This is a genomic window from Barnesiella sp. (assembly GCF_022723415.1).
GTDB classification, from domain to species: Bacteria; Bacteroidota; Bacteroidia; order Bacteroidales; family Barnesiellaceae; genus Barnesiella; species Barnesiella intestinihominis.
The window spans coordinates 78625-105244 of sequence record NZ_JAIJHU010000003.1; the positions used below are offsets into that span (position 1 = coordinate 78625).

A 26620-nucleotide genomic window follows, 5' to 3' on the forward strand; every position below is an offset into this window, starting at 1 on the left:
TTTTACCAGCAGTGTGCTGACTAACGGACTTGAACCCGGATTGTTCGATTATCTACCTTCACAAGATAAACGCCTCTTTCCATTGGAATTTTCTCTGTATCACTTTCTGACTCTATATAAAAGAGCGTACGACCATCAATGCCATAAACAGATATTTTTCTTCCTGTCACCCCCTCAGCCATAATGCAACCGTTCATACCATAAACCCTGATGTCATTTCGGTTCAACTCATCTACTGCCGATGTTCCCAAACGAACGGTATTCGAGCGGAACGATTCTCCTTTATCATAAACAACAGTGACATGATAAGCTCCATATTCAATAGACGGAGTAGAATAATTCGTCTCAACGATAGGAGTTTGAGTCAGTTTCTGTCCATTGCAATAAACATGATACCCTACAACCGATAAATCTTTTACCGCCGATACCGGAACATACGACAAATCATCAACTAATAAAGCGAACTTATTTGAACTGATATAATGAATTGCAAAATAACGGGCATTCTCTGGTAACTGATAAGAATATTCTTTCCAACCTACATTAAGAACCGATTCCGTAGCAAGCAATTCAAAGGCATCTACATCGGTCGTTGTCGTCGAATAAAGCACTTCAAACGTCTCCGGCGTATATTCCGTTGTAGGAATCGTAGCATAGAACGACACGTTTGTTCCTCCTATAATTTCAGGAGAAATCAAGTAGTCGTCATTTTGAGGCGTCAGACCGTCATAACTCAAACCAGCCCAAGAAACCAAACATTTTTCACCAGAATGAGGCTTCCAGTTATTCGAAGTCACATCAACACCCTCGGCCAGAGGTTCCCAGACTTGAAACGCCATCGGTGTACCCATATTCGGAAATTCTACAAATAAAATACCGGCAGAGGTCAAGCCATCTCCATCTACCACCGTATAATCACCTATATTCTCATAAATAAACGATTCGTAACCTTCGAAATCATCTACCATCGGCTCGGGGGTCAATGTAGGCTTTGTCCAAGACAGTTCATGAGCCTTCTCTGTTTTCTCCCCGACTAGGTCGGTAATAACAGGCAACTCTGATTGAGAAGCGATTATTATTGCCTCCAATATATTATTTTCTGGGATCTCATCAGACTCTTTTGCTATAACCTCTGCTTTAATAGGAGTTTCTTTGCCTATCATTTCAGCCGTAGGAGTAACCGTAAATAAATGATCGGCTGTTTCTCCCTGCGCCAAAGCCTCCGTCCGAGAAAGAGTTTGAACCAGAGTCTCATCTACATAAAGATTCACATCATAAGTTATCGACTGCTTCCCGTTATTTTTAACGACAACCGTATAATTTTCAGATTCACCCACGACAGGACGACGAACACCTTTGATACTTTCGAGTTTCGCATCAAATTCCGACTCATTAGCAACTGCCATATTATCGATGATTACATAATCACTACCATTAGAAACAGCTCCATCAAACACAATTGCAATCCACGGATAATCTTTATATTGAGCCAAATTTACTTTGCATACGGTCCAACCCGGAAGAAAAGAGGCTGTATTGGCGCTATAAACCTCGGTATATGCTTTATCATCGGCAGTCACTTTCACCGATAATTTTCCGGCAGCATTCTGGTAACGATATAATAAAAATGTCAATGTAGGAGCATTAAAACCACCCAAATTTAATTTGGGGACTTGTAAACGAGCTTCTCCCTTACCCGATTGAGAATGGCAAACGAACATTCCTCCATCTTCCGGCTCCAAACCGAGACTGCGAATATAATTCGTCAATCCCCACTCGGCTTGTCCGCTCAATGCCCCCATAATCCAAGGATAAGTTGTTGTCATATTATTCACACCGTTTTCCTCGAAAGGCATCGTATAAGGGATTCCCAATACGACATTATCTAACGCAGCCTCGCCTTCGCCCCCGATAGTAGTAGCAGAGACAAGGAAAGTATAAGAATCGAGTTTAGAAGAGGACGGAGTAGCCGTATAAGAAAGGGCTGTGGTAGTTCCCACTTCTCTATAACTCGTACCCACATACTCATAAATCTTATACGTAATATCAGATGGCTGGAAATAACCATTATGCACACCAACCGTAGGAACACTCCACGATAACTCGGCCTTCAAATTATCGGAAGAGGGTAAAGCTGTAAAGTTCGACACAATGCTTGGAACATCGATACCGCAATAACACTTTACCGTAGCTGTTCCTCCTTCACTAAACTCATTCTTGGCCACCACAGTATAAACGTTATTTCCCTGAACCGCATTCTCATCATTACAAGAAAGAACTTCGCCTGGTTGTTTACCCGTAAATTCAGCGACCACAAACCCGTCGACACGCTTCACGGTCACATCGACCGTACCAGTCAGCTCTTCACCGTTCAAGCTTTGAGTAGGCAACCGGAAACTCAGCGTTGCCGAAAGCCCCCCTTGTGCAGCGGGAGTAGCCTTTAATTCTGTAACAGCGGCCGGAGCTTTCATCAACGAACCGTTACGCACCTCTATATTTTTTATATTCAAGGTAAATTGATCTGGATCGGAAATTGCATGGAATCCGACATAATAACGGCCATGCTCTGTAACTTCAAAGGTAGCTGTAAAAGTTTGATATTCCTTGTTCGTCAAATCAAATGTCTGAGCCTTTTGTTGATCTTCCGGCTTATCCGATTTACCATAAGTCACTTCCAATTTCTCAGAACCCATTACACCGGCCTTAGCGTCAAACACGACCTCTATCATATGGGCGGTTCCCAATTCGATGGCCGGCGTTATGACATAATCATCGGCCGAATTCGAACAATAAGCATACTTCAACGAACCGTCGCTTATATCGTAGTACCAAGTATTATCATCGTTATTATTATCCTTGATCGTAAACAAAGAAAACTCCTGTTGAGTCGGTGCTACCATATAAGGTAAAGAATAAATACCGCAGAATACCGTTTGTTCCACTTTTACACCGGCATTTTCTCCACTATAAGCTACAACACTATATGTGTTAAACCCAAAGTCCGAATGTTCGTCTTCATACGTTAATGTCGCTCCCAAAACCGGATTTTCAAACGTTTTGATTAACTTCCCATTACGCAAGATTTCAATTTTAGAAACAGACGAAAGAGGTTCTCCTTGATAATTTTCTTTCGGAACGACAAAACTCATTGTAGCTTTCTGTAATCCTGCTTGATCTGCCGTCACCACAAAATCGGTTACGCCCTTCGGAGCATAAATACTTCCGAATTCTTCCACACGAATATTATCTACATTAACTCCAAAACGATCGGCAACGCTTGTACAATGAATTGCAAAATTTCCTTGCCCGTTCGCTTCTGGCACGTAGGTAAGTACAATATGTCTCGGAGAAGACGCATCCGCCATAATTTCCGTCGGTTCCATAACAATCGTAGATAACGATTCTACGGAAGGCTCCGCTCCCACTTTAACACCAATAATTTCTGCATTATACCCCGAGCCTGAACAAATATCGAACGAAAGCTGATAAACATTATAAGCTTTAAAAGTCATTTTAGGCAATACCAAATAATCATCAGCAGCATTATCGGCAGAGAAAGTATAACCCGCACTAAATTGACCCGTATCGAATTGCCAAGTCACACCATCGCCATTATTATCGATTATGTTCAACAAATCGAATGACGATGCATCTTCGAAAGTTTGTTCATAAGGAAGCGAAACGGCTTTCCCAAAAACGACCGAATTACTCTCGACCGACCCACACTCTTCTCCGCCGAACTTCACGATTACAGTATACTTGTAAGACTTTAACTCATTCTCGGGAAGATTATCGATATAAGTTGTCTCTTTTATGTCGGTCGATAACGACTCTCCATTACGAAGAATGTCATACGAAACTTTTGTCAAGTTTACCCAACCTCCATTAATACCGGCTTCGGGTAATGTCCAAGAAAGGGTTACTTTCCCAGATTCTTCGGCAACAGCGGTCACTTCGGTTGGAATTTGGGGCATATCTTCTCCGGTAAAAGTTTTTATCGAAGCTGCAACCCCCTCTCCGCCACTATTCAAACAAATTACTTTCAATACATGTAATCCATTCGTTAATGCAAGAGATATAGAAAATTCCGCACCGGGACTTTGGTTTTCCTTTATCTGGACAGTATCGCCATCGACTACTATGGCGACATTTACCAATCCTTTCAGTTCATTACCACCGGCAGTCTTTGTAGGAAGATCGCACGAAATTCGGGCTGTCGTCGCACCCGGAGTCGCATAGGATATACTCAAATTTTCAGCAGCAGCCGGAGCAGAAGGATCAGAAAAAGGATCTGTCGTGTACAAGCCAATCCACTCCTCTCCATTGTCAAAAGTCAATTGCGTATAAAACTCTTTCGAGACCGGATCTATTACAATCAACTCGCTTTCACTCCAATTACAAGCAGCCCAATAGATTTTACGATCGAGAGGGCTCCAACAACACGATTGAGAATATTCAGGGAAAAAACCTGTACTCACTACTTTCTCCCCCTGTACGGCAGACTCTTTATCAAACTTATATACATCGCCATAATCATCGATTACATACATTTGCCCTTCTCCATCGATACACATTCCCCGATAAGAATTTTCCATTGGAGCGACAACTGTAAAATCCAATGTTTGGAGATCCAATTTACTCAACGTATAAGCCTCCCCGGCCTCATCATAATTAATTGAATAAACAACATCATTGACCGGATCATAGGTCATATTCACCGCAGCATTAGGATATTCCGCCTCTTTTTCTATAACTTGTTTATCACCTGTCACGACATCTACGACTACTAATTTTGCAGAATTGATACCCGACCAGTAAAACTCGTCAAAAACCGATAAATAGAATTTTCCATTAGCGTAAGTTCCACCGCCTTCGCCTTCACCATATTCCTCTACGTCATACAGCTTAGAATAATCTCCGGTATTAGGATTAATCGAGTAGATACCATAATCCCTCTCTTCATAACTATTAGTAGCTGCCAAAAAGCCGAACAAATTCGCCGGTGAATTTTGTGCATTAATTTTGGCAACACGAGTACGAGCCGGCAACTTAGAGATATTAATAATTCCCACTGGATTTCGAGACGAGCGCTTTCTATATTTACGAACCTGCGCTTTACCTGATTTAAGAGGTACACTCCGTTCTGTAAATTGATAATTTTCACGTTCTTTCGGAATAGATTCCGACCCTAAAACTTTGGAAGAAAAAACCATTATACACATAAGCACAACGATCCAACCTCCAAAAACCTTTAATTTAGTACTTGATAACTTCATAAAAACACTACTTAATTATATATTTTGATTCCAAAATAAACAGCTCTTACAAATGCTACACAATAAATGATTTGCCTATAAATAGTTCCACAAAATTTTATGCAAAATTAAATATAATATATATACTATATAATACCCACATTTAGGTATTATGTATATATAATTTTACAAAATAAAGCGACACAAATATTTTAAATTATAAAAAATTTCATTGTAAATCGGACATCAATCATAAAAATAATAAACGAAAAAAAACACTTCATATCTTCCATCTATACCCATTGGTTCTATTCAGAACATATATAATACTATTTTGAAAATCAAATATTACTTCATCATTAAACAATAAACTGTTCAAAAAAATATTACCCTTTAACTCAATCATATCATAATATTTCAAATACCCATTCTAATTTTGCATAAAAAACATACAAACGATAAAACAAAAACTTAATACTACCTATCATGAAAGTGAACATATTTAAATGCCTAACATTATCTCTATTACTATGCAGTATCCAATTACTATACGCAGGACGCATATATGACGAATTCGAAGATACCTATAAAATAACTTGGATTGGTAACTCAAAATTGATTTCTGGAACGACCGACGATTGGGCACAACGAGCCGGAGACATCTATCGATTGAAAATCGACGATCCATCAAACTACTCATTCTTAGTTTATGAACTGCCCGAAAATGAAATTGCTCATGAAATAATTGTCGATTACTATTCTCCGACCGGACTACGTCCCACTTTGGCCGTAAAAAATTCGGCCGGAGAAGAAACCAAATATGTGGAAGGTTGGGACAACGGTTATCCAGAAATAACGGATAAAGGGCATGGACTATATCAATGTACTTTAAAAGACAGCTTGATACCGGAAGATGCGACTCAGGTCGTTATCTATTTAGATGCCCAATCCGACATAGAATTATTAAGAAACATAGTATATTATGGAGATGGCTATCAAGCGAAGAATTACAACGAAAAAACGAACTATTACCGGGTTCAAAAGCTATTGGAAAAAGCTGAAAGCGGTAATGACATTACCATCGGTGTCATAGGTGGTTCGATGACTGCCGGAGCCAACGCCGAACCGATGGAGACCAATTGTTACGGAGCCCGATTAAAGACTTGGTTCGAATCGACTTTTGGAATCGACGTCAATTTCATCAATATCGGTATCGGTTCTACGAATTCCTATTTCGGGTGTATCCGTGCCGAAGAGAAACTATTACGATTCAACCCCGATTTGATTATAATCGAATATGCCTGCAACGATCAACTCGAAGATATTTATCTGGATTCTTACGAAAGCCTGATACGGAAATGTTGGAAAAACCCGGGTGAGCCAGCCGTTATATCGCTAATGCTATGCACGCAAGCTGGGATTTCAAAAATCGAACGTCAATATCCCATCGCTCAACATTGTCAAATTCCGATCGTCAGTTACAACGATGCCATAAAAGACGAAATAATCAAAGGAGAAAAAACATGGCTGGACTATTACCAAACCTCTACACTCATCGGCGGTGATGGCATACACCCCAATACAACCGCACATCAAAAAATCGCCGACCTAATAGCGACCGAACTACTTGAAGGGAAAAAAGCATCGAACATCGATCGAATGGCATCACTACCAGCTCCGCTATATAGCAACATTTTAGAAGATGCATTTTATTTGAGCGAAACCGATATAACCCCGGTCCAAACAGGTGTCTGGACGGCGGGAGGTTCTATTTGGGATTTCGGCACAGGAAAAGGTTGGAGAAGCGAAATTGCAAACAGTGAACTTCAATTTAAAATTAACGGAGACGTTGCTGCCGTCACATATTGGAAACGCCCGGCAAACGAAAATTTCGGAACGGCCCAAATTTGGGTAGACGACAATCCGGCCGTAGTCATTGACGGCTCTAACGGAGAACACATCGACCAAATCGTATTGACCGATTTGGGAATCGGAGAACATATACTCCACATCAAACTGTTGGAAAACAAAAAATTCGAAATTGTATGTATTGCCGTTTCGGGGGAAAGAAGCTATTGGAATGGACGATACTATTTGGAAAACGTTGCCAACAATCTTAGGTTAACGATCAGCAATAATGACATTACGATGAATCCGAACGGTACAGGTTTTAATGTTTCTCATACCGACGACGGATATATCGCCTTCAACGAAAACAATTCATATCTATCGGTCAATGCTGCTACCGGCGCTTTGGAACTTTCATCGAATCTCGACACCGCCTCAAAATTCCTCTACATAGACAAAGGTGAAAAAGCTGCAATACGGGCTTTGGCTAACGGAAAATATTTGTCTCAAAAAGACAACATTATAACGGCCTCTACCTCCGATATAGCCGACAATGAATATTTTCTATTCAAAAACGAAGGCGATCCCACGACTATTAACGAATTAAGGAACAACGAAATCGACTGTTCCGTTGTATCCAATCAAATCATAATCAAAAATGCAATCGGAGAGCAAGTCAATATTTTCGATCTATCCGGTAAACTACTATATCGACAAAACATCTCGACCAATAATGAGAATATCTATTTCAACAATGGCAATTATTTAATACAAATCGGCGACAAGACATTTAAATGCAATATATAACTACCCATTCCGCTATGATGACAGCCAAAGAAAATGTAATACGAACCCTTCGACATGACAATCCGGAATGGATTCCGGTAAACCTGTGGCAACTGCCCGCCGCAAAACTAAAATACGGACAAGCGCTTGACGACATCATCAATCGCTGCGAAATCGATATTCTCTCCGCTCCGTTCGACGACCCCACCGAAGACGCACGTCACTACCAAATCGGCAGTTATACCGATTGTTGGGGATCGACTTGGGTAAATCACCAAGCAGGTATTATCGGAGAAGTAAAAGAATATCCTTTTGCCGATTTCAATAAAGTTTGGAACTATGAAAGTCCCAAAAAATTATTTTTATCAGGCATCTCTGGATTTGAAAAGACAAAAGCATTCATCGACACTCATAAAGACAAATTTATCTTAGGCGGTTGGATTAGCTTATTCGAACGTATGCAATACCTTCGTGGTACAGAAAACCTTTTCATGGATACGTTGATTGAATCTCCGGAATATTTCAAACTAATGGAAATTGTCGAAGATTTTTATAACACCTATTTAGACGAATGGCTCAAATTAGAAGTCGACGGAATAATTTTCGGAGACGACTGGGGCTCACAACGCTCTTTATTAATCTCGCCTGAAACATGGAGAAAACAATATAAACCTTTATACAAACGGTTTTTTGACAAAGTCCATACTGCCGGTAAATTCGTTTTTATGCATAGCGACGGCTACATTTTGGAACTATACGACGACTTGATCGAGATAGGAGTAGATGCCATCAATAGTCAAGTGTGGTGCATGGGATTAGACAAAGTCTCCGAAAAATGCAACGGACGTATTACAAACTGGGGCGAAATATGTCGTCAGCACATACTCCCCGAAGGAAGTGTCGAAGATGTAATCGACGCCGTACACAAAATGAAAGAAGCTCTATGGGTAAATGGTGGCCTCATCGGGCAATTCGAAGCCGGACCCGATATGCCACTGGAAAATATCAAAGCCGGTTTAACCCATTGGAACGACTAAAAATTCTCTCAAAACATGGAACAGTTTCAGCCGAATGCAAACAACATTCTCGATGTCCTTTATAACAAAAAGCCAAAGTATCTCCCTCTATATGAACATCACATCGATATTGAATTTATAGAGAAATTTACAGGAGAAGAACTTATCGGTTACCGAGAAACAGAACCAGAATACTTTTTCAAAAAAGTAACGGAGTTTTGGAAAAATAATACCTACGATGCCTTTGACTTCGAAGCTCCAATCTGCGACGTTTTCCCGGAGCACGGTGCAATTATGGGAGGAAAATTAGGCCCCATTCAAACCCGATCAGATTTTGAGCGCTATCCCTTCGACGAAATACCCCATTTGTTTTGGGAAGCGAACAAACCCAAACTCGACGCTATCAGAAAAGTCTTGCCAACAGGAATGAAAGCATATGGAGGATGCGGGTATGGCATTTTCGAATCCGCCCAAGATTTGGTAGGTTACGAGAATCTGTGTATCATGCAATACATAGACCCCGATTTGTTCCGCGACCTTTTTATTCGTATCGGTGACTTATACGTCGAATTATGGTCCAAAATGATACAAGAATACAGCGACATCTTCATTTTTTTCCGTATGGGCGACGACTTGGGACACCGCACATCAACTATGCTCGAACCGACAACCATCATCAACCACATACTTCCTCAAACCAAGCGTATAATAGACTTGGTACATCATGCAGAAAAAAAATTTCTTCTGCACAGTTGCGGTAACATATTCGAAATAATGCCCGACATCATAACTTTGGGAATCGACGCAAAGCATAGCAACGAAGACCAGATCGCTCCTTTCGACGAATGGATAAAACGATATAACGGTCAAATAGGACTTTTTGGAGGCTTCGATGTAAATCTGCTTTCGTTGGGAACCTATCAATCCGTATATGACGAAGTATTGAGAAAAGGCACAGAATACCGGCGCATTTGCAAGGGTTACGGATTAGGTTCGGGTAATTCCATCGCTTCTTATGTCTCTGTCGATGGATTCAGAGGAATGATCGATGCCGTCAAACAAATTCGAAGAAAAGAAAAATAACAAAAAGGATTTATCTATATCGCGAGCCATTATCCCAGTTCCTCCGACTCAAAATTTTAATTCATCACAACAAGATAAGTCACGCAAATATTTGAAGCACGCGTTTTCTAAATTATAACACTTTTGATAACATGAAACGAAAATTTATTTTACTTACCCTTGTAATTGCAACATTGATTGTCCCTGCGAATTTACAAGCATTCGAATCAACTGTTGAGGAAGAATTACAAACACCGTGGGAAGGTTTCGGGTACAATCAATGGGGATTCGCCCGCGAAAGCGACGGTAACACCTTTAAGCCGTGGTCCGATGATTTATGGAAAACCACGACAGAACGGATCCTTGCCATCAAACCTTCGTTAGTCCGCTTACCGGTAATCCGCGATTGGTTCAACAAAGACGATGATGGGAATAATCTGCCCATCGGAACTTATAATTGGGATAGCAAATACATGCAGGCCTATTTCAAAATTATGGACCTTTATAAGGAACACGACATTAAAGTTATGAGTGGTTTCTGGGGTGTCGGATATAACGGAGAGGATTATAAACAATTTTACACGACCGACGAATGTGCCCAACTGCAAGCCGACCTCATCGAGTATCTTTTTAGAACAAAAGGTTACGACAAAATCATTACCAGTTATGCGCCCTCGAACGAGCCTTTGGGAGTAGGTATCTCTTACGAAGATTGGAGTACCATGATAAAAAAACTTTACACCGAATTGGAGAAACGTGGCTTACCCACAAATTTTCTGTCGGGAGCCGATTCATGGAGCGACTGGATATGGAAACCTGCACAATACAACGCAGATCAACTGTCAGCCTATGATTTCCATAACTACCTGAACGATACGCCCGACGATACTTACAATCAATTATATAATCGCACCATTGAAACGACTTTTGCAAACTATCTCGCAAATGTCTATAAATACGACAATTTCAACAAACCCGTCCATGTGTCGGAAATGGCTCCCATCGGAGTCCCTTTTATCGACTGGCCTGTTGCCGATGCTCCGGCTCATTGTCGAATCGACACCTACGAATATGCATTAGGTTTTTGGGACTACGGCATACAACTTGCCCGTTCGGGCATGGCATCGGGATTGGCTTGGGCTATCGACGGGCTGGAACAGAATAAAAATGCCGGCATGTGGAACAATGCCGGAACTTATGGCGGTATGACTTTACGTCCCTGGTACTACACATGGCAACTGATGTGCCGTTACTTTCCCCGTGGAGCAAAAATTCTCAAAATGACCGAACTGGAAGGGCGCAAAGATATTCGTATACTCGGAGCCCGCATCGGCTCCGAAGATTACTCGTTTGTCGCAGTCAATCGACGTATGGATGCTCAAAGCAAAACACAATCCATTACCTTTAAGGTCGATTGTACCAAACCTCTTTACATTTATCGGTTCAACCGCAACAGCTGCGGAGATGGCGCTGCGTTGTCTCTTCCGTATGAAAAAATAACCGATCAAAATCTTTCTACCGGAATCACGGTGGAAGTTCCTATGGAAGAAGGTATATTCATCACTACCTTAGAACCGTTGGAGACAAATACGTCCGAAACACAGTCTACTCTAACCATCGACTTTGAATCGCAAGACGGGTATATGCTTCTCGGCGACTATAACAAAGGGATTAGAACCTATGTAGGTTCTAATCCCCGCAAACGAGACCCTAATACCAGCGACAATGCCGGATACTCCGAAATTCTAATTAACGACGAATACAATCCCCGAGATTGTTTCAGTACTATATTTCCGCTCAATAAAATCCTAATCAGTGAAGATTTTCCACTGCTCAATATTCAGTTGTACAGGAGTAGACCGGCAAAAATCGCCATTGCCTTACATATACAAAATGAAGACAGACTATTGGGCTACGAATTCGAAATTCCTCATAGAGAATGGGAGGAGTTACAACTGAACCTAACGCCTCTAATCGGTAAAACACTGGATTACATCATCATATATCCTTATAGAGATTCAGCGACGACTTCCACTCTCGACACCGAATCTTTGATTTTTGACAACATCTTTCTATCCAATACAGAAAATTCCCCTATCGATTTACAAGAAATTACAACAAACAACGACCAACAATACCGACAAATTCTGGACATCGACTTCGAATATTTGAATTCTTTTGTAAAAGTTATTCCGGCCAATTCCTCCATAATGTCTTCCATTGCTTCAAATCCCAAAATACAAGAAAACAATCCCAGCGATAAAGCCTGCCAAATAAATATATTAACAAACGATGCCGGTCAAGACTTGTCCGCACAATTAAATTTATATCCATTTGTACAAGTTCCCGAAAGTAACCACAACCTGCTCTTCTCATATTACCGCCCGACAGGACAATCCGAAATCAAGATAGTCGTCAATTTCCTTTCGGGAGAAAAAGCAGTCGGACACTTTTCCTGTTACGAAAAAAGAGAATGGTTTAGGTACGGTCTGAACTTGTCGAATCATGTCGGTCAAATCATTACAAGCATCGACATCTATCCCAATCTAAATTATTCAGACCGGCTGAACGTTCTCGACACTTCTTTCTTCGACAATTTTATATTTAGCACCGAAGAAGTTTCGGGAATCGAATATATAACAAACAACGACATCTCGGTAACCGCCGAAAACGGATATATTTATATTGAAGGCGTTAAGAACATGCCTGTCTATCTTTTCTCTGTCGACGGTAAATTACTGCACTTTGCAGAAAACGTAAACGGGAGTTACTCCATTCCGGCAGAGAATGGAGTACATCTCATTAAAATAGGCAATACTTCTTATAAAATAATCAACTTCTAATAATCCAACGAAAATGGCAAAACTTTCAGATTTACATAATGCAATCGTAAAAGGGAATCTCGAACTGGCAGTCAGTACAACCCAAGAAGCGCTTCAAGAAAATATCGACCTGCAAACATTGATCAGCGATTATTTGATTAAAGGAATGGAAGAAATCGGGACTCAATTCGAAGCCGGAAAAGCCTATGTTCCCAACCTGTTGATGAGTGCCCGGGCTATGAAAGGAGCTTTGGAACTTCTTAAACCTTACATGGAAAATGACAAAAATACAATCTCTCTCGGGAAAGTTGTCATTGGAACGGTTAAAGGCGATCTGCACGACATCGGGAAAAACCTCGTAAGCTCTATGTTGGAAGGCTGTGGGTTCGAAGTAATTAATCTCGGTGTCGATGTTTCCGATGAAAAATTCGTCGAAGCCGCCAAAGAACACAAAGCGAACATTGTCTGTATGTCGGCACTTCTGACTACCACAATGGTTTATATGAAAGAAGTTATCAAAGCTTTTGAAAAAGCCGGAATCAGAAACGATGTCAAAATCATGATTGGAGGCGCTCCACTCAGTGAGAAATTTGCCGAAGAAATCGGAGCCGACGGATATAGCGACAATGCCAATGCCGCTGTAACTCTCGCCCGAAAATTATTGAACAAATAAGAGAAATGGAACATTCACTGCGGTTCGAAGAACTAAACTTGACAAAAGAAACCGTATATATAGAAATGGGGTATGGAGCAGTATCTCCCGACAAAAATGTTCGGGATTTAGTCGACAACCTGTTCCTCGTTGCAAACAACATAGTAAGACCTCGTTTTTACTTTCGAATGTTCGACGGGTATGTAAACAAGGATTGTATATGTTGTAATCAAAAAATATTTCACGTTAACCAGACTATCGCCACACTGTTGAAAAACTCCGAAAGATTCGTTTTTTTCGCTGCGACTGCCGGTATGGAATATCAAGATTTTCACAATAAACTATCGAATGCAGACGATGCATTGCTACTATTCATCTGGGATACCCTCGGTAGTTGTATTGCCGAAGCGACAGGAGACATTATGGAAAAGTTCGTGGAAACAGAATTGCCGGGAATACCCCATACTAACCGTTTTAGTCCGGGTTATTGCGGGTGGCATGTGAATGAACAGAAATTACTCTTCTCACTCTTACCCGATAATGTATGCGGAATCACTCTCAATAGCAGTGCCCTGATGTATCCTATAAAATCTATCAGCGGAGTGATAGGCTCTGGACTTCATGTCAATACCCGCAAATACGGTTGTCAATTCTGCGAACTGGACAACTGTTATAAGAAACGAATCAAAAAATCATTTAATCATGAAACTCAATCTCAATCGGAATAAACGATATGCTATTCCCATTATGACACACCCGGGAATCGAGCTCATCGAGAAAACTGTAAAAGCCGCCGTTACCGACGGCCAGACACATGCCGATGCCATTATCGCCTTGTCAGAAAATACTCCTTCCGATGCGGCGACAGTCATCATGGACCTTACCGTCGAAGCAGAAGCTTTCGGGGCAAAACTTCATTTCTCCGAAAACGATGTTCCCAGTGTTGCCGAAAGGTTGCTTCACGACAGGAACGAAGTGGAAAATCTCCGCATTCCCGATACCGATACCGCCCGTATTCTCGAATATCTGAAAGCAAACAGACTTGCGGCAGAACGAATCAATGACCGCCCGGTCTTTGCAGGTTGTATCGGACCTTATTCTTTGGCAGGTCGACTTTACGATATGTCAGAAATGATGATGGCTATTTACGTCGAACCCAATTTAGCAAAAATACTACTCTCAAAATGTTCAGAATTTATTCTCAAATACATTCGGGCTCTGAAAGAAACAGGAGTCGATGGTATCATCATGGCCGAGCCTGCCGCCGGGTTACTCAGCAACGACGATGCCACAATATTCTCGACTAATTATATAAAACCGATCGTCGAGGCCGTACAAGATGAAAACTTCCTTTTCGTATTGCACAACTGCGGAAACACAGGGCACTGTACGCAATCCATGATCGACTCAGGAGCAAGGGCTCTCCACTTCGGTAATCAATGCGACATCGTCTCCGCCCTTCAACAAGTACCGTCCGATCGCATTGTTATGGGGAATCTTGATCCGGTCGGCATTTTCAAATCGTCATCTCCGAAACAAGTCTACGACGAAACGGAGAGACTGCTGCATGCTACTGCCGATTTCGACAACTTTATTATCTCAACGGGTTGCGATGTTCCTCCGGGTGTCTCCCTTGAAAACATAAATGCATTCTATCGAGCTGTCGAGATTTTTCGTAACCGACATTAAAAGTAAACATCTGCACTTTTTACTTTGTATCTGATGAAAGACAGAACCTTTTCATTATAACAAAGCGATTGTAATAACAGAAAGAGGGCATACTCACAATGAGTATGCCCTCTTTATATTCCGTACTAACATTTCACCGTTTTTCTATTTTCACTTCACGAATACGAGTATTAGAGAAATAACCGTTCGGCAGCATTTCAATCTTTAAATAATTGCAATTATCGAGTTCTGTTTTCGGTGTTATGGTCGAATGAACAAAACGCCAAACAGACATTTCGGGTCCGGTAAACGACAATTCGACCTCTCTCCACTCGCAATTATCCGGCGAGACGTACACTTTGAAACGATCGGTTATGGTCTCCACTCCCGACACCTTGATTTCAAAATGATTAAATCCGTCGAACTTATAAGTTATATAAGCATGTTCTTCATTGGTCGAAGGGTGAATAGTACCGCAATCTTCCAAAACTTTGAAGAACTGGAAATCGGGAGCAGCAGTGTTACATTCGTCATAGAATTTAGGAAAACCGTTTAATCCCAAATTGTCGGAATGATCATACATACGTTGGACACCCTCCATCGGATCCATCATATATTTATCATTTTTTACAATCTCCGGTTTGCTACCTCCAATCGTAGTCAACAGAACAAAACCTTTCGCGGGGAAATCGATAACTATCCCCTTTTGAAGATCGACTTCTTTCAAGACTTCTTTCACAACTGGAAAGCCTGCTGTATCGACCGGATAATCGTCCTCGAAATACACATATTTATTGATTATCGGATCGTTCACGACGGTAGGAATCTGTACGGTTACACGCTGCGCAAAATCGGCTGTATTTGTAATCGCAAATGTCAAATCTCCTGTCGGAGTCAATGCGGCTACACCATTCAAATTCTGAGTCCTATAAGAATTGGAATACAAAATTTTCGACCCTTTCGGGATATTACGCGACATCAACGACCACGTATAGAACCACGGACGTATATTCGCTTCTTCCGGTTTATTTTTCTGTTCTGCGATCGAATTCCAAAATCCCCAACGCTTCTGTTCATCAAGGTCGTCCTTATAATGCATGGCATCATCCATACCCCATGCCGCAGCAGCCGACCAACCGGAGCGCAAAGTCTGAATCAAGGCATCGGCAACGAACGTTCCATACCACCACTGATGAATCAACGTATGCTGGTCAAGCACCTCATTATGTCCGTCACGAATACCCATTTCGCCCCAAATATTCACTTTGCTGCTGTCCTGCATTTGTGTAAAGAAACGAAACATTCGTGTCTCATCTTCCACACGATTCGTAAAAGTCCAATCTTTATTGATATACCAATGATAATCGATGACAGGAACCACACTATCCAATTCGGTCAATGTCTTATTGAACCAAACATCAGTCCCCCAATAACCTCCGTCCGGTCCCACAATCTCAATATCATTCAATCCCCGTTTATCCAGTTCCGAGCGTAGATTAAGAATGGATTTCTTCCATTTTTCCCATGAATAACCGTTTCGAGGATCATTGGCCACCAAATTTACTTCATTCCCCAAGTTAAATTGCTTGATACAAGTCATACCCTTCTCTTTAACCAAATATTCAACCAATTCAGCTACTTGAACGGCATATCGGGAATCGTCCAATTCTATCGTATACTTAGGCATATCGACGGGGACAGCCTGTTTCCAATTCGGATTCATCGGCTTCCACCACTCTCCAAGCAACACATCGATGTCGTTATCCTTACAAAATTGAAGCTGACGATACAAGTCGTTCATGAATCGACGAGAATTAGCATACCAACGGGCATCGACTTTCGTCGAATCCATGTCCCAAAGCAATATAGGGTCGTTCCCGTCATAACCGAAACAGTAGAAATAGGGCATTATGCAACAACGAATATACCCCAGTTTCATAAATTCGACTCGTCTAAACAAACGATCCCATTGCTCCTCCGTCATCGAATCCCGGTCATTGGGTTCCCATTGCATCGCCCCTCCATAATAGTTTTCCTGCAACACGAAATCGGTATCCACAACTATCGGATTCTGAACCTCCTGTTGTTCTGTCTTGCAACCAGACAATCCGAACAAGAGTAAAATCAAATATATCAATCTTTTCATATACAATTATCTACCTTCTTAATTATCAAATATTTACTCTCCCTAAAAAGACAATCTAATATCCGGGATTTTGAACCAATGCACCTCGGCTTAAATCTATATCATTTTGAGGAATGGGGAAAAGTTCTCTTTCCTTTGTATAATAACGTCCCTTATCGACATCTTCTGTCGCATAGCCGTTACTATATACAGCCGTCATAATTTCTCCATAACGTTCCTGTTGCATCAAATCCATACGGCGAATTCCCTCACAAGCGAACTCAAAGCGACGCTCGTTCCAAATAGCCAATCGCACTTCCGCCACATTATCGGAAGTTATATCCGGTAACGACGTCGGCTTTGTGTCGGGCACATACTTTTGAATGACTCGTTTCGCATCCAACGGACTGGATTCGCGAGCTCGTTTTCTCACTTGATTCAAATACTTTCTCGCACCCACGATATCGCCTTTTTCCAAACAAGCCTCGGCATACATCAACAAAACATCGGCATAACGAATGACATAAACTGTCATTTCTACATCTTGTGGATAGACCGGAGACGCCGCATTTAAAGTCTCGCTCATGGGGACAAAATGCTTACGGTCAAAGAAACGACTGGGATAATTCGCATCTCCTGTCACAAAATCATTCCCGACGAATTGGTCGCCTTGACGAACAAATGTCCAAGTAATTCGCGGATCCTCCGGGTCAAAAGCATCCAACAAATGTTGAGTCGGTAAATGAAACCCATAACCGCCATCGCTACTGGGAATAAACCAAACTCCGTTCCACCCCGTCGATTCATCCCAATTCTTTCCATTGGTGACATATTGTATCTCAAAAATCGACTCTCTCAAATTGGAATTTGGGTTCAACCATTGAGTCGCAAAATCTGGATCCAATTCATATTCTCCTTTTTGCTCGCCTTCAACCAGAACATAGAGCATCTTATAAGCATTCTCAAAATCACGATTATACCAGTATGTCCTACCCAACATGGCATAAGCCGCACCGCTCGTAACGCGCCCAGTGTCTTCCTCGGAATACTCGCTCCGTTTCGGCAAAGCCGTAGCCGCAGTAAAATCGGCTATAACCTGTTCCCAAATCTGGGCCACCGGTGTCCGGGGTTTATATATATCCGCAGGCTGTTCGGCATGCAAAAACAAAGGAACATCACCCCACAAATAAGCCAGATTAAAATACCAAACGCCTCGTAACCAACGCGCCTCATTTTCATAACGCGTAAGCAACGTCTTATCGTCTTCCGTTAAATCCGTATTCGCAGAACGAAATATTTCGCTTTTGTCCAATAGTGTATTTATTTGGTAAATAGCCCTATATGCCATATTCCAAAACTGGCTCACTTTACTGTTCGTCGTAAATATATTGAATGTTTCCAACTGATAAATATCCCCTTCGTTAGTAAGGCCACTACCTCCTTTCTCGCAATCGTCGGATGCACAATCGTTGATAAACATCAACTCCAAGCTCATATCGTTCCAACTATCCTTCATATAGAAATAGCAGGCCGTCAATGCTTGATTGATCTCTTCGAGATTATTGTAAAATTCCGTGTCTTCTCGACCTCCGTACATAGTCGTATCCAAATCCTCATCTGTACATGAAGGAAGAAGGAACAACGAGCCTAACAATATATATAGTATTCTCCACCTTAGTTTCATAACTGTAATCGTTTAAAATTGAACATTGACCCCTACTGTAAATGTGCGAGGATTAGGATACCCCAAATTCTCTATACCCATATTCAAAGCATTGCCATTTGGGACTTCCGGGTCCATATATTTGAATTTTGTAAATGTAAACAGATTTTCTCCGCTCACATATAATCGCAAAGAACTAAACACCTTCGTAGCTTCGACTATTTTCTTCGGGAATGTATAGCCAATCTGTACAGTTTTTATTTTACAGAAGCTACCGTTCTGCACATACCATGACGAATTTCTATAATTATCATTATCATCTTTTCTGGTAATTCCGAATACATCGGTTTTATCACCGGGATTCCGCCACGCATCTGTGTAAGTTTCGGCTAATAAATTCGTTATACTCGTCTGCCTGAGAAGAGCTTTTGTCCCTACCCAAATATCATTACCGGCAACACCTTGAAAATAAAGAGCAAAATCGATTCCTTTATATCCCAATTCGATATTTCCTCCATAAATCACATCAGGGTTGGGGTTTCCTATATAATCCCGGTCATTGCTATCCAGCGTATTATCGCCATTAAGATTCCTGAAACGAGCATCGCCGGGCTCTGCAAGAGGTTGAAGCAAAGTCTTCCCATCGGCTCCTACATGGGCGAGAACCTCTTCTTTCGACTGGAAAATGCCATCATAAACATATCCATAAAAGCGTCCGAATTCTTCTCCGATTTCGTTCTTCGAGACTGTACCCCAAATCGGATCGTTCGTTCCGGTTTCAACCAATTTATTTTTTTGGAAAGTAAAGTTTGCGCTCACAGAATAACGGAAGTCGCCGACCTTCCCTTGATACCCGATCAAAAATTCCAAACCCCGGTTTTCTACGGAACCGGCATTCACCCACGGGGTTGTAGGATAACCGGCCATTCCCGGTAACGGATTCTGCATTAACATATCCCGTGTCGTCTTAATGTAAGCATCAGCCGACAATGTCAATGAGTTTTTAAAGAAGCCCAAGTCGACTCCTATATTGCCTTGCTCCACTGTTTCCCACTTAATATCTTTATTTCCCTTAGATGTAGAGGCATAAGCCTTCAACAGATTCAAACCGCTGTTAAACCCATACACCCATGTATCATAAGTAGAAACGACATCGGCATAAGCGAACGAAGGAATGTTTTGATTCCCGATTTGTCCCCAACCACCACGCAGTTTAACCGCACTCAATACATTCTGATTCCAATCTTTATAAAACTCCTCCTGATCTATACGCCAACCCAAAGAAAAAGATGGAAATGTCCCCCAACGGTTGCCCGGTGCAAATTTCGAGGAACCGTCGGCTCTGACACTGACAGTCGCCAAATAGCGGTCTGCATAATTGTAATTTATACGCCCAAGATAAGAAATCAAATAGTTGTCATAACGGCTACCCGTAGAAGTTCCCTCTTTCGTCCCGGCTCCCACGATTTGGAAAGCATCGGAATTACTCGGCGTATTCAACCGCTCTGCCGTAAAAGAACGACCGGTATAGGCTTCCCACGTGAAACCTGCCACCGCCGAAATAGAATGTTTCCCAAATTGATTATTATAACTCAACGTATTTTGAAATGTATAATTCAGTTCCGTAGAACTCGTATTGGCGACACTGTTTTCCAACAAAAATTTACTCTCCACATTCGTACACATATTATATGGAGTATCATTCGGCCTCAAATCAAAAAACGGGTTAAACTCGGTATAGGTATATTCCGGTAACTCAAAACCCAACATAGTCTTAAAGTCCAGACCCTTTAATCCCAAATTGATATTTAAGTAGGCCGTACCGTCGATATTACGATTCAAATGTTCCTTTTTCTGTCGGTTCAATTTTGCAACAGGATTCGAATAATAGCTGTATTGAGATCCCATATATTTATTAAATTCATAATTAGGATCCTGCTTATCTGCATTTTTGGCATAAATCGGTGAAAACGGATCCGGTAACAATATTTCATTAATCGGAGTGTTCAAATCATGACTTTTGACATAGGCTGCACCTAAGGTCTGACCGATCGTTATCCATTTATTAAACTTATATTCGTTGTTCACACGCAATGTAATACGTTCATAATCCGATGTCATTACAATACCCTCTTGATTCAAATAACCTATGCTGAAATGGCTGGTCAATTTATCCGTACCGCCACTGACCGATAAGTTATAGCTGTGTTTAAACGCTGTTTGAGTGGTTTCATTCCACCAATCGGTATCATAGACATTTATATCCGTCGGTTCGCCATATTCGTCGACAGGGCCCAAGCCTTCTCCATCGAGATGGTAAAGTCGGGTAATATTTCTAGGCATCCGCATTCCGTCATTTTCATACGCCTCTTCCAAAAAGCCATACAACTGATCGCTATTCATCATATGCACTCGATTAATTGCATTTGACCAACCGAATGACGCATCAAACGTGATACTGGTTTTACCGGATTTACCTTTCTTCGTAGTAATTAAAATAACGCCATTGGCTCCACGAGAACCGTAAATGGCAGTGGCCGAAGCATCTTTCAATACCTCAATATTTTCAATATCGATAGGATTAATAGTATTCACACTGCTCTCTTCCATAGGTTGCCCGTCCACAACATACAACGGGGTTAAATCGGTTGAAATAGAACCATAACCACGAATACGAATCGTAGCTCCTGCCCCCGGAGTTCCGGAATTGGACGTGACATAAACTCCCGGAGCTTTACCTTGTAGAGACTGGGTAATATTCGTGTCGCCTGTTTTTACGATATCTTCTCCCTTTACAGAAGAGAGAGAACCGGTTAAATCGCTTTTTTTCTGTGTACCGTACCCGATAACTACAACATCATCTAAGATAACTTGATTTTCCGACATCGTAACCGACATCGTTTTACCATTCACGGTCACCACTTTGGTGTCATAACCGATATAACGAAATTCCAGACTTTGCCCGTCCTCTGCCTTTACAGAAAAACGTCCATCTGCATCGGTCATCGTTCCTATATTTGTTCCTTTGACAAAGACGCTCACTCCCACGAGTGGTTCTTGTCCTGAATTAAAAACACTACCGGAAACAATACCACTATTATTTTGACCCGATATTTCCAAAGGAGATATCGACAATATCAAAATAACAGATAAAAATTGCCATAATTTCATCATTCCTTGATTTTAAATTTATATGGGGATAAAGGCATCTTGAATTCTTTAATATCCCACACCCGAAAACAATATAATAACTTTAATATGCCAAATTCTTCAAGACTGTATCACCGACTTTACAAGCTACAAAACAGTATATCTGCCAGCCTCTCCAAGAAAATTCATCGACATTATCCTCTAATTTGCATGGTTTTAAAACATCGACTACAAGTAATGTCGAATATACAGATATTATCCAAACAAACAGTATCTATCACATAGTACCATTTATTCTCATTCCATAAAAATAAAATAGCCTATAACTCCCTCCAAGCCAAAAACTACCGCCGATTTTTATATTATCTTAAAGGAAAGGTGTACCAAAAAGAATTTTTTGGTACACCTTTCAAAATTCATCAATAGACTACAATTTTAGACGTAGTATCGCCGATCTTTACCAAATAAATACCCCGTTCGATATCTATTTGCAAAAACCCATTCAACGCATATTTCCCTATTTCCATTCCAGAAACCGAATATACACTCATTTCACCGGCTTCGCCTTCCACATAGAGCGCACCTTTACCACCCCAGACTTTCGATGTCGAAACGACATTGTCGGCTATGCCAGAAGATGTAGCGACATCGGAGATATAGATATTATCGAGGTATGTAGTTTCTGCTACCGCAACATTGTCGGTTCCGAATTTTTCATTCGGAGAGAAATAGAATTGCTTGAAAGTAGACCCAATATATTCTTCTAAATCGATCACTACTTCCTGCCAATTTTCCGATCCGGTAAATGGAATTTCTTGATTCTTATATGAACATGTACCACCCCAAGTTTCCATTCCGAATACAGAATTCTCATTTCTCAAAATACTGAAATGCAAATAACGACCGTCGGTCTCGGTAATCTCGGTCAATTGCTCTTCTTCGCCAGACAACAAACCGATGGCTACACCAAACCAATCGGCGTTGTCCCACCCCCAATTCGGGTCGGTTGGGTCTTGTACAATCTTCAACACCTTGTCGCTACCATTGACCGCATCTTTTTTAGGATTATCTACCACTTCGATCGTAGAAGATGCATTTTGGGAACCCGCCATATCGATGCTATAATTCTCGGTTTCAAAGTCGACAGAAAACTCGGTCGGCACAATCATTAAATAAGGAGGTTTGACATATTCATACGAGTCTCCGCCTTCATAAAAAATTTCTGTACGACGATAGCACGGAATCCAGTTAGCCACTTCTTCATTGGCAACCATCGTCACTTTAATCTCTTTTACTCCCTCAGGCAAAGCACCTTGATACCAAACATCGATCCAATAGTTATTTCCTAAAACTGCATCATAAGATTTTTCAACCTTCATGTCGGGGACCTCTTGATAATTCAGCTCATCGGTTGAATACTCGATTTTAATAAACTGGTCGAAATCCATACGATCATTGGGAACCAGCACATTGACTATGAATCCGGTTAAATTTTTATTTCCCCAAATGTCTCTATTAAATATAAATGCAGTAGGAGTAGAAGCCGATGACTTTTGTACATAACTACCATCTCCATAATAGGCATCCGCTGCATCATTGAACAAAGCACTACCACCTTCGATATAACAATCACGCTCCACATCGGCCTGTGTCATTTCATTCACATAGGTCTGCGCATTAACATTCACTGATGCTAATACCATTCCCACAGCAATTAAATTGAAAATTTTTTTCATGATAATTTATTTTTACGGGTTAATAATTTTTCTTAGAAAAACCACCAATACTCTAATAATGCAATTATAATCAAAGCAATACTGATGTATCTAAAATTTTTATACCAGGGAACTGTTTTCAATTCCCTCGTATCGTCTTGCCAAACGGATTTATTCCATGTATAAGTTTCGACATCGGTCTCCTTATTTCTATCGCACTTGCTCACGATAATATTCACAAGGACACTCAAAATCAACAAAATGGGAACCCACAACAAAAAGTGAAACGGTACGACGCCTCCGAATCCGAATTTATAAGTCATGATTAATGCCGACATAGCCAATCCCGACATTAAACCGGCAAATGCGCCGTTGCGAGTAGAACCTTTCCAAAACAGGCCGACTAAAAACGTCCCGACAATCGGAGGAGCCAGATAAGAAGAGAACTCTTGATAATAGGCGACTAACGATGCAAACTTACCGATCAACGGGGCCCATAATACAGCTACGACCAAAGCAATAAAAGAAGTCCACTGACCTACGCGCACCAAATGCCGGGGGCTGGATTCCGGCCTCCACGACTTATAAAAGTCCATTGTAAACAAAGTAGATACAGAGCTTAATGTCGCACTCAGAGTCGATGTCAGAGCAGAAACCATACAGGCAATCATCACACCAATCAAACCGACAGGCAACAACTTCAAAATCAATCGAGGATATACTTCATTCGTATCGATTCCATATTGTGCCCGCAATGTATTTCCATCTATAATTTCATTGGGCAACGTATCTCCCACACCGAACAAATCGATCATTCTGCCCACCATTCCCGGAGCTATGAAAATAAACAAAGTAAACACGTACAAAAAAGCCACGAATAAAAAGCCCAATCGACCCTCATTGACAGTTTTGGCCGACATAACTCGCTGTACTATGACTTGATTATTTCCCCAAAAATAAAATCCCAAAATAGGAATAGACAAAAAAATGGAAAACCAGGGAACCGTAGTATCCGAATTCGGACGAATCAAATTTAACCAAACTCCATCATGGAAATGTTCTACAAAATTTTCCCAGCCTCCGACCGAATTAAAACAAAATATCGACAGCAACACCGACCCTGCAATCAATATTATGGATTGTATCATATCGGCATTGATGGCAGAAGACAATCCCCCTATAATTGTATAAGTACCCGCCATCAAAGCCATTCCTATAATAATCCACATCATATCTATTTCGGGAAAAATAATTTTCAGAATCAAAGCCCCTGTATACAAAGCAGCTCCGGCATCCAAAAACACATTGCCGATAATAGTGATGAACGAAAAATACTTCCGCGAACGATTATCAAAACGCCTTCCCAAATACTCGGGTATCGTATATATACCCGATTTAATATAAAACGGAAGGAAGAATAACGACACAAAAATTATTACGAATATAGCTCCGACATTATAATTAAATACCGCAATACCACTTATAAAACCTTCGCCAGAGTGTCCCATAAGTGTCGAGCTGCTCACACTAGCGGCAAACAAAGAGGACCCAACAACAAACCAATTTTGAGATTTTCCAGCTAAAAAATACTCACTGGCATTTTCATTCTTCCTGTTTTTAAGAGCCCACCAAATGATTCCCACTACAAAAAGAAGTATGACAACTATATCGATATTTGATATATTCAGTTCCATGGGGTATCTTATTTTTTTCTGCTATTCGATTTCACGAAATCGATCAATTCTTTAAAATCACACGTAGCCAAGTTCACCCATTGATCAGAAGCACCATAATAGACATACAAAATATTATCCTTAACTACGGCCCCTGTCGGAAAAACTACCCCCCAACGATATAAACCCTGCGTCTCTTCATACGTTTCCGGTTCAAGAATAAAATCTTTTGTTCTATACAATACCCTTGTCGGATCATTCAAATCGAGAAGAGCGGCGCCAACGCGATAGGTAAAGTTCGCATCTACTCCATGATAAAGCAAAAACCACCCGTCGTTAGTTTTAATAGGAGGAGTATTCCCCCCGATTTTAACCTCCCAATCCTCTTCACCCTTCATCAATAATTTACTCTCGGTATTCCACATCATCAAATCGTCTGAACTCTTTATCCAGATAGAAGGATAATCTGTTCCATAATTACCGTTTGCATTCACATAATCTTTCGGGCGATGAAGCATCCAATATTTCCCGTTTATTTTCTCCGGGAACAAAATCACATCGCGATCGTCCAACGAAGGCTCTGTCAAACGCCCCACTTTCTTAAAATGGAGCATATCTCGCGATACGGCGAGCGCCGTATTACTGATATTCTCCCTCAAACACTTCGGAGCATTCGGATCATGTTCCGGCGCTTCCACCTGATCATAATCATTCTTCCAATATTGACTAGCAAAATACGGGCGAAAAGCATATGTTACGAAAAACTCACTCCCCATTTTCACGATGCGCGGATCCTCGTTTGAACCAGCATCAAACGAATCTTTACCCGGTGAAAAAACCGGCTCTTTCGAAACACGCTTAAAATGGATACCGTCCGTACTTTCTGCCTTGCCTATATATACAAGATGTTCTATATCATTTCCGGCCGCCCTATAAAGCATGTGAAAAACGCCATTATCATATATTACCCCCGGATTACACACAACTAAACTTTCCCAATAATTCTCAGGATTAGGCGACAATATCGGATTACCCTCGTATTTCTTTAATTTCATAATATTTTATATATTTATTTCATCGACAAAATTAAGCGAAATTCCACATCACACTTAATACATTTTAGTCAAATACCTATATTATATTGAATAATATTATGCAATTTTTTATCATAATACATCAAAATAC

General features: G+C 41.0%; 14 protein-coding genes. 7 read left to right on the forward strand and 7 right to left on the reverse strand.

Annotation, left to right across the window (positions count from 1 at the left end):
* Window positions 1-20: 20 nt before the first annotated feature.
* Window positions 21-5276: a choice-of-anchor J domain-containing protein gene (locus QVD32_RS01380; RefSeq protein ID WP_118687404.1), complete on the reverse strand. Its 5256-nt coding sequence runs from the start codon at window positions 5274-5276 to the stop codon at window positions 21-23.
* 465 nt (window positions 5277-5741) lie between these two features.
* On the opposite strand from QVD32_RS01380, the gene QVD32_RS01385 reads away from it, so the two are divergent.
* From QVD32_RS01385 to QVD32_RS01415, 7 genes are all read left to right on the forward strand, one after another.
* Entirely contained in the window at window positions 5742-7910 is a 2169-nt protein-coding gene (locus tag QVD32_RS01385; RefSeq protein ID WP_021890993.1) for an SGNH/GDSL hydrolase family protein, read from the forward strand.
* Window positions 7911-7924: 14 nt separating this feature from the next.
* The gene (locus tag QVD32_RS01390; RefSeq protein WP_021890994.1) at window positions 7925-8926 is read left to right on the forward strand and encodes a uroporphyrinogen decarboxylase family protein; all 1002 of its coding nucleotides are present in this window, start codon (window positions 7925-7927) and stop codon (window positions 8924-8926) included.
* 15 nt (window positions 8927-8941) lie between these two features.
* Entirely contained in the window at window positions 8942-9988 is a 1047-nt protein-coding gene (locus QVD32_RS01395; protein ID WP_021890995.1) for a uroporphyrinogen decarboxylase family protein, read from the forward strand.
* A 131-nt stretch (window positions 9989-10119) separates the two neighbouring features.
* Complete coding sequence (locus QVD32_RS01400; protein ID WP_021890996.1) at window positions 10120-12810, forward strand: hypothetical protein; 2691 nt, start codon at window positions 10120-10122, stop codon at window positions 12808-12810.
* Between the two features lie 13 nt (window positions 12811-12823).
* Window positions 12824-13462 carry a cobalamin B12-binding domain-containing protein gene (locus QVD32_RS01405; protein ID WP_021890997.1) on the forward strand — a complete coding sequence of 213 codons (639 nt, stop codon included), beginning with the start codon at window positions 12824-12826 and terminating at the stop codon, window positions 13460-13462.
* Between the two features lie 5 nt (window positions 13463-13467).
* The gene (locus QVD32_RS01410) at window positions 13468-14169 is read left to right on the forward strand and encodes a vitamin B12 dependent-methionine synthase activation domain-containing protein (RefSeq protein WP_021890998.1); all 702 of its coding nucleotides are present in this window, start codon (window positions 13468-13470) and stop codon (window positions 14167-14169) included.
* On the forward strand, window positions 14144-15130 hold the full coding sequence (locus tag QVD32_RS01415) for a uroporphyrinogen decarboxylase family protein (protein ID WP_021890999.1): 987 nt from the start codon (window positions 14144-14146) through the stop codon (window positions 15128-15130). The genes QVD32_RS01410 and QVD32_RS01415 overlap by 26 nt, the downstream gene beginning before the upstream one ends.
* 133 nt (window positions 15131-15263) lie before the next feature.
* On the opposite strand, the gene QVD32_RS01420 is transcribed toward QVD32_RS01415, so the two are convergent.
* The 6 genes from QVD32_RS01420 to QVD32_RS01445 form a co-directional block, all read right to left on the reverse strand.
* Entirely contained in the window at window positions 15264-17255 is a 1992-nt protein-coding gene (locus tag QVD32_RS01420; protein WP_021891000.1) for a glycoside hydrolase, read from the reverse strand.
* Between the two features lie 55 nt (window positions 17256-17310).
* Entirely contained in the window at window positions 17311-18918 is a 1608-nt protein-coding gene (locus tag QVD32_RS01425; protein ID WP_021891001.1) for a RagB/SusD family nutrient uptake outer membrane protein, read from the reverse strand.
* Window positions 18919-18930: 12 nt separating this feature from the next.
* Window positions 18931-22071, reverse strand: coding sequence for a SusC/RagA family TonB-linked outer membrane protein (locus QVD32_RS01430; protein WP_229033630.1), 3141 nt, complete (start codon window positions 22069-22071; stop codon window positions 18931-18933).
* 395 nt (window positions 22072-22466) lie between these two features.
* Window positions 22467-23783 (reverse strand): hypothetical protein, encoded by a 1317-nt coding sequence (locus QVD32_RS01435; RefSeq protein WP_021891003.1) that lies wholly within the window; start codon window positions 23781-23783, stop codon window positions 22467-22469.
* 32 nt (window positions 23784-23815) lie between these two features.
* On the reverse strand, window positions 23816-25456 hold the full coding sequence (locus QVD32_RS01440; RefSeq protein WP_021891004.1) for a sodium:solute symporter: 1641 nt from the start codon (window positions 25454-25456) through the stop codon (window positions 23816-23818).
* Window positions 25457-25464: 8 nt separating this feature from the next.
* Complete coding sequence (locus QVD32_RS01445; protein WP_046409948.1) at window positions 25465-26490, reverse strand: glycoside hydrolase family 130 protein; 1026 nt, start codon at window positions 26488-26490, stop codon at window positions 25465-25467.
* Window positions 26491-26620 lie beyond the last annotated feature (130 nt).

Coding starts and splice junctions, on each gene's coding strand:
- QVD32_RS01385 (WP_021890993.1), top strand. CDS start 5,742: ATGAAAGTGAACATATTTAAATGCCTAACATTATCTCTATTACTATGC.
- QVD32_RS01405 (WP_021890997.1), top strand. CDS start 12,824: ATGGCAAAACTTTCAGATTTACATAATGCAATCGTAAAAGGGAATCTC.
- QVD32_RS01440 (WP_021891004.1), bottom strand. CDS start 25,456: ATGGAACTGAATATATCAAATATCGATATAGTTGTCATACTTCTTTTT.
- QVD32_RS01400 (WP_021890996.1), top strand. CDS start 10,120: ATGAAACGAAAATTTATTTTACTTACCCTTGTAATTGCAACATTGATT.
- QVD32_RS01395 (WP_021890995.1), top strand. CDS start 8,942: ATGGAACAGTTTCAGCCGAATGCAAACAACATTCTCGATGTCCTTTAT.
- QVD32_RS01435 (WP_021891003.1), bottom strand. CDS start 23,783: ATGAAAAAAATTTTCAATTTAATTGCTGTGGGAATGGTATTAGCATCA.
- QVD32_RS01390 (WP_021890994.1), top strand. CDS start 7,925: ATGATGACAGCCAAAGAAAATGTAATACGAACCCTTCGACATGACAAT.
- QVD32_RS01415 (WP_021890999.1), top strand. CDS start 14,144: ATGAAACTCAATCTCAATCGGAATAAACGATATGCTATTCCCATTATG.
- QVD32_RS01425 (WP_021891001.1), bottom strand. CDS start 18,918: ATGAAACTAAGGTGGAGAATACTATATATATTGTTAGGCTCGTTGTTC.
- QVD32_RS01445 (WP_046409948.1), bottom strand. CDS start 26,490: ATGAAATTAAAGAAATACGAGGGTAATCCGATATTGTCGCCTAATCCT.
- QVD32_RS01410 (WP_021890998.1), top strand. CDS start 13,468: ATGGAACATTCACTGCGGTTCGAAGAACTAAACTTGACAAAAGAAACC.
- QVD32_RS01380 (WP_118687404.1), bottom strand. CDS start 5,276: ATGAAGTTATCAAGTACTAAATTAAAGGTTTTTGGAGGTTGGATCGTT.
- QVD32_RS01430 (WP_229033630.1), bottom strand. CDS start 22,071: ATGATGAAATTATGGCAATTTTTATCTGTTATTTTGATATTGTCGATA.
- QVD32_RS01420 (WP_021891000.1), bottom strand. CDS start 17,255: ATGAAAAGATTGATATATTTGATTTTACTCTTGTTCGGATTGTCTGGT.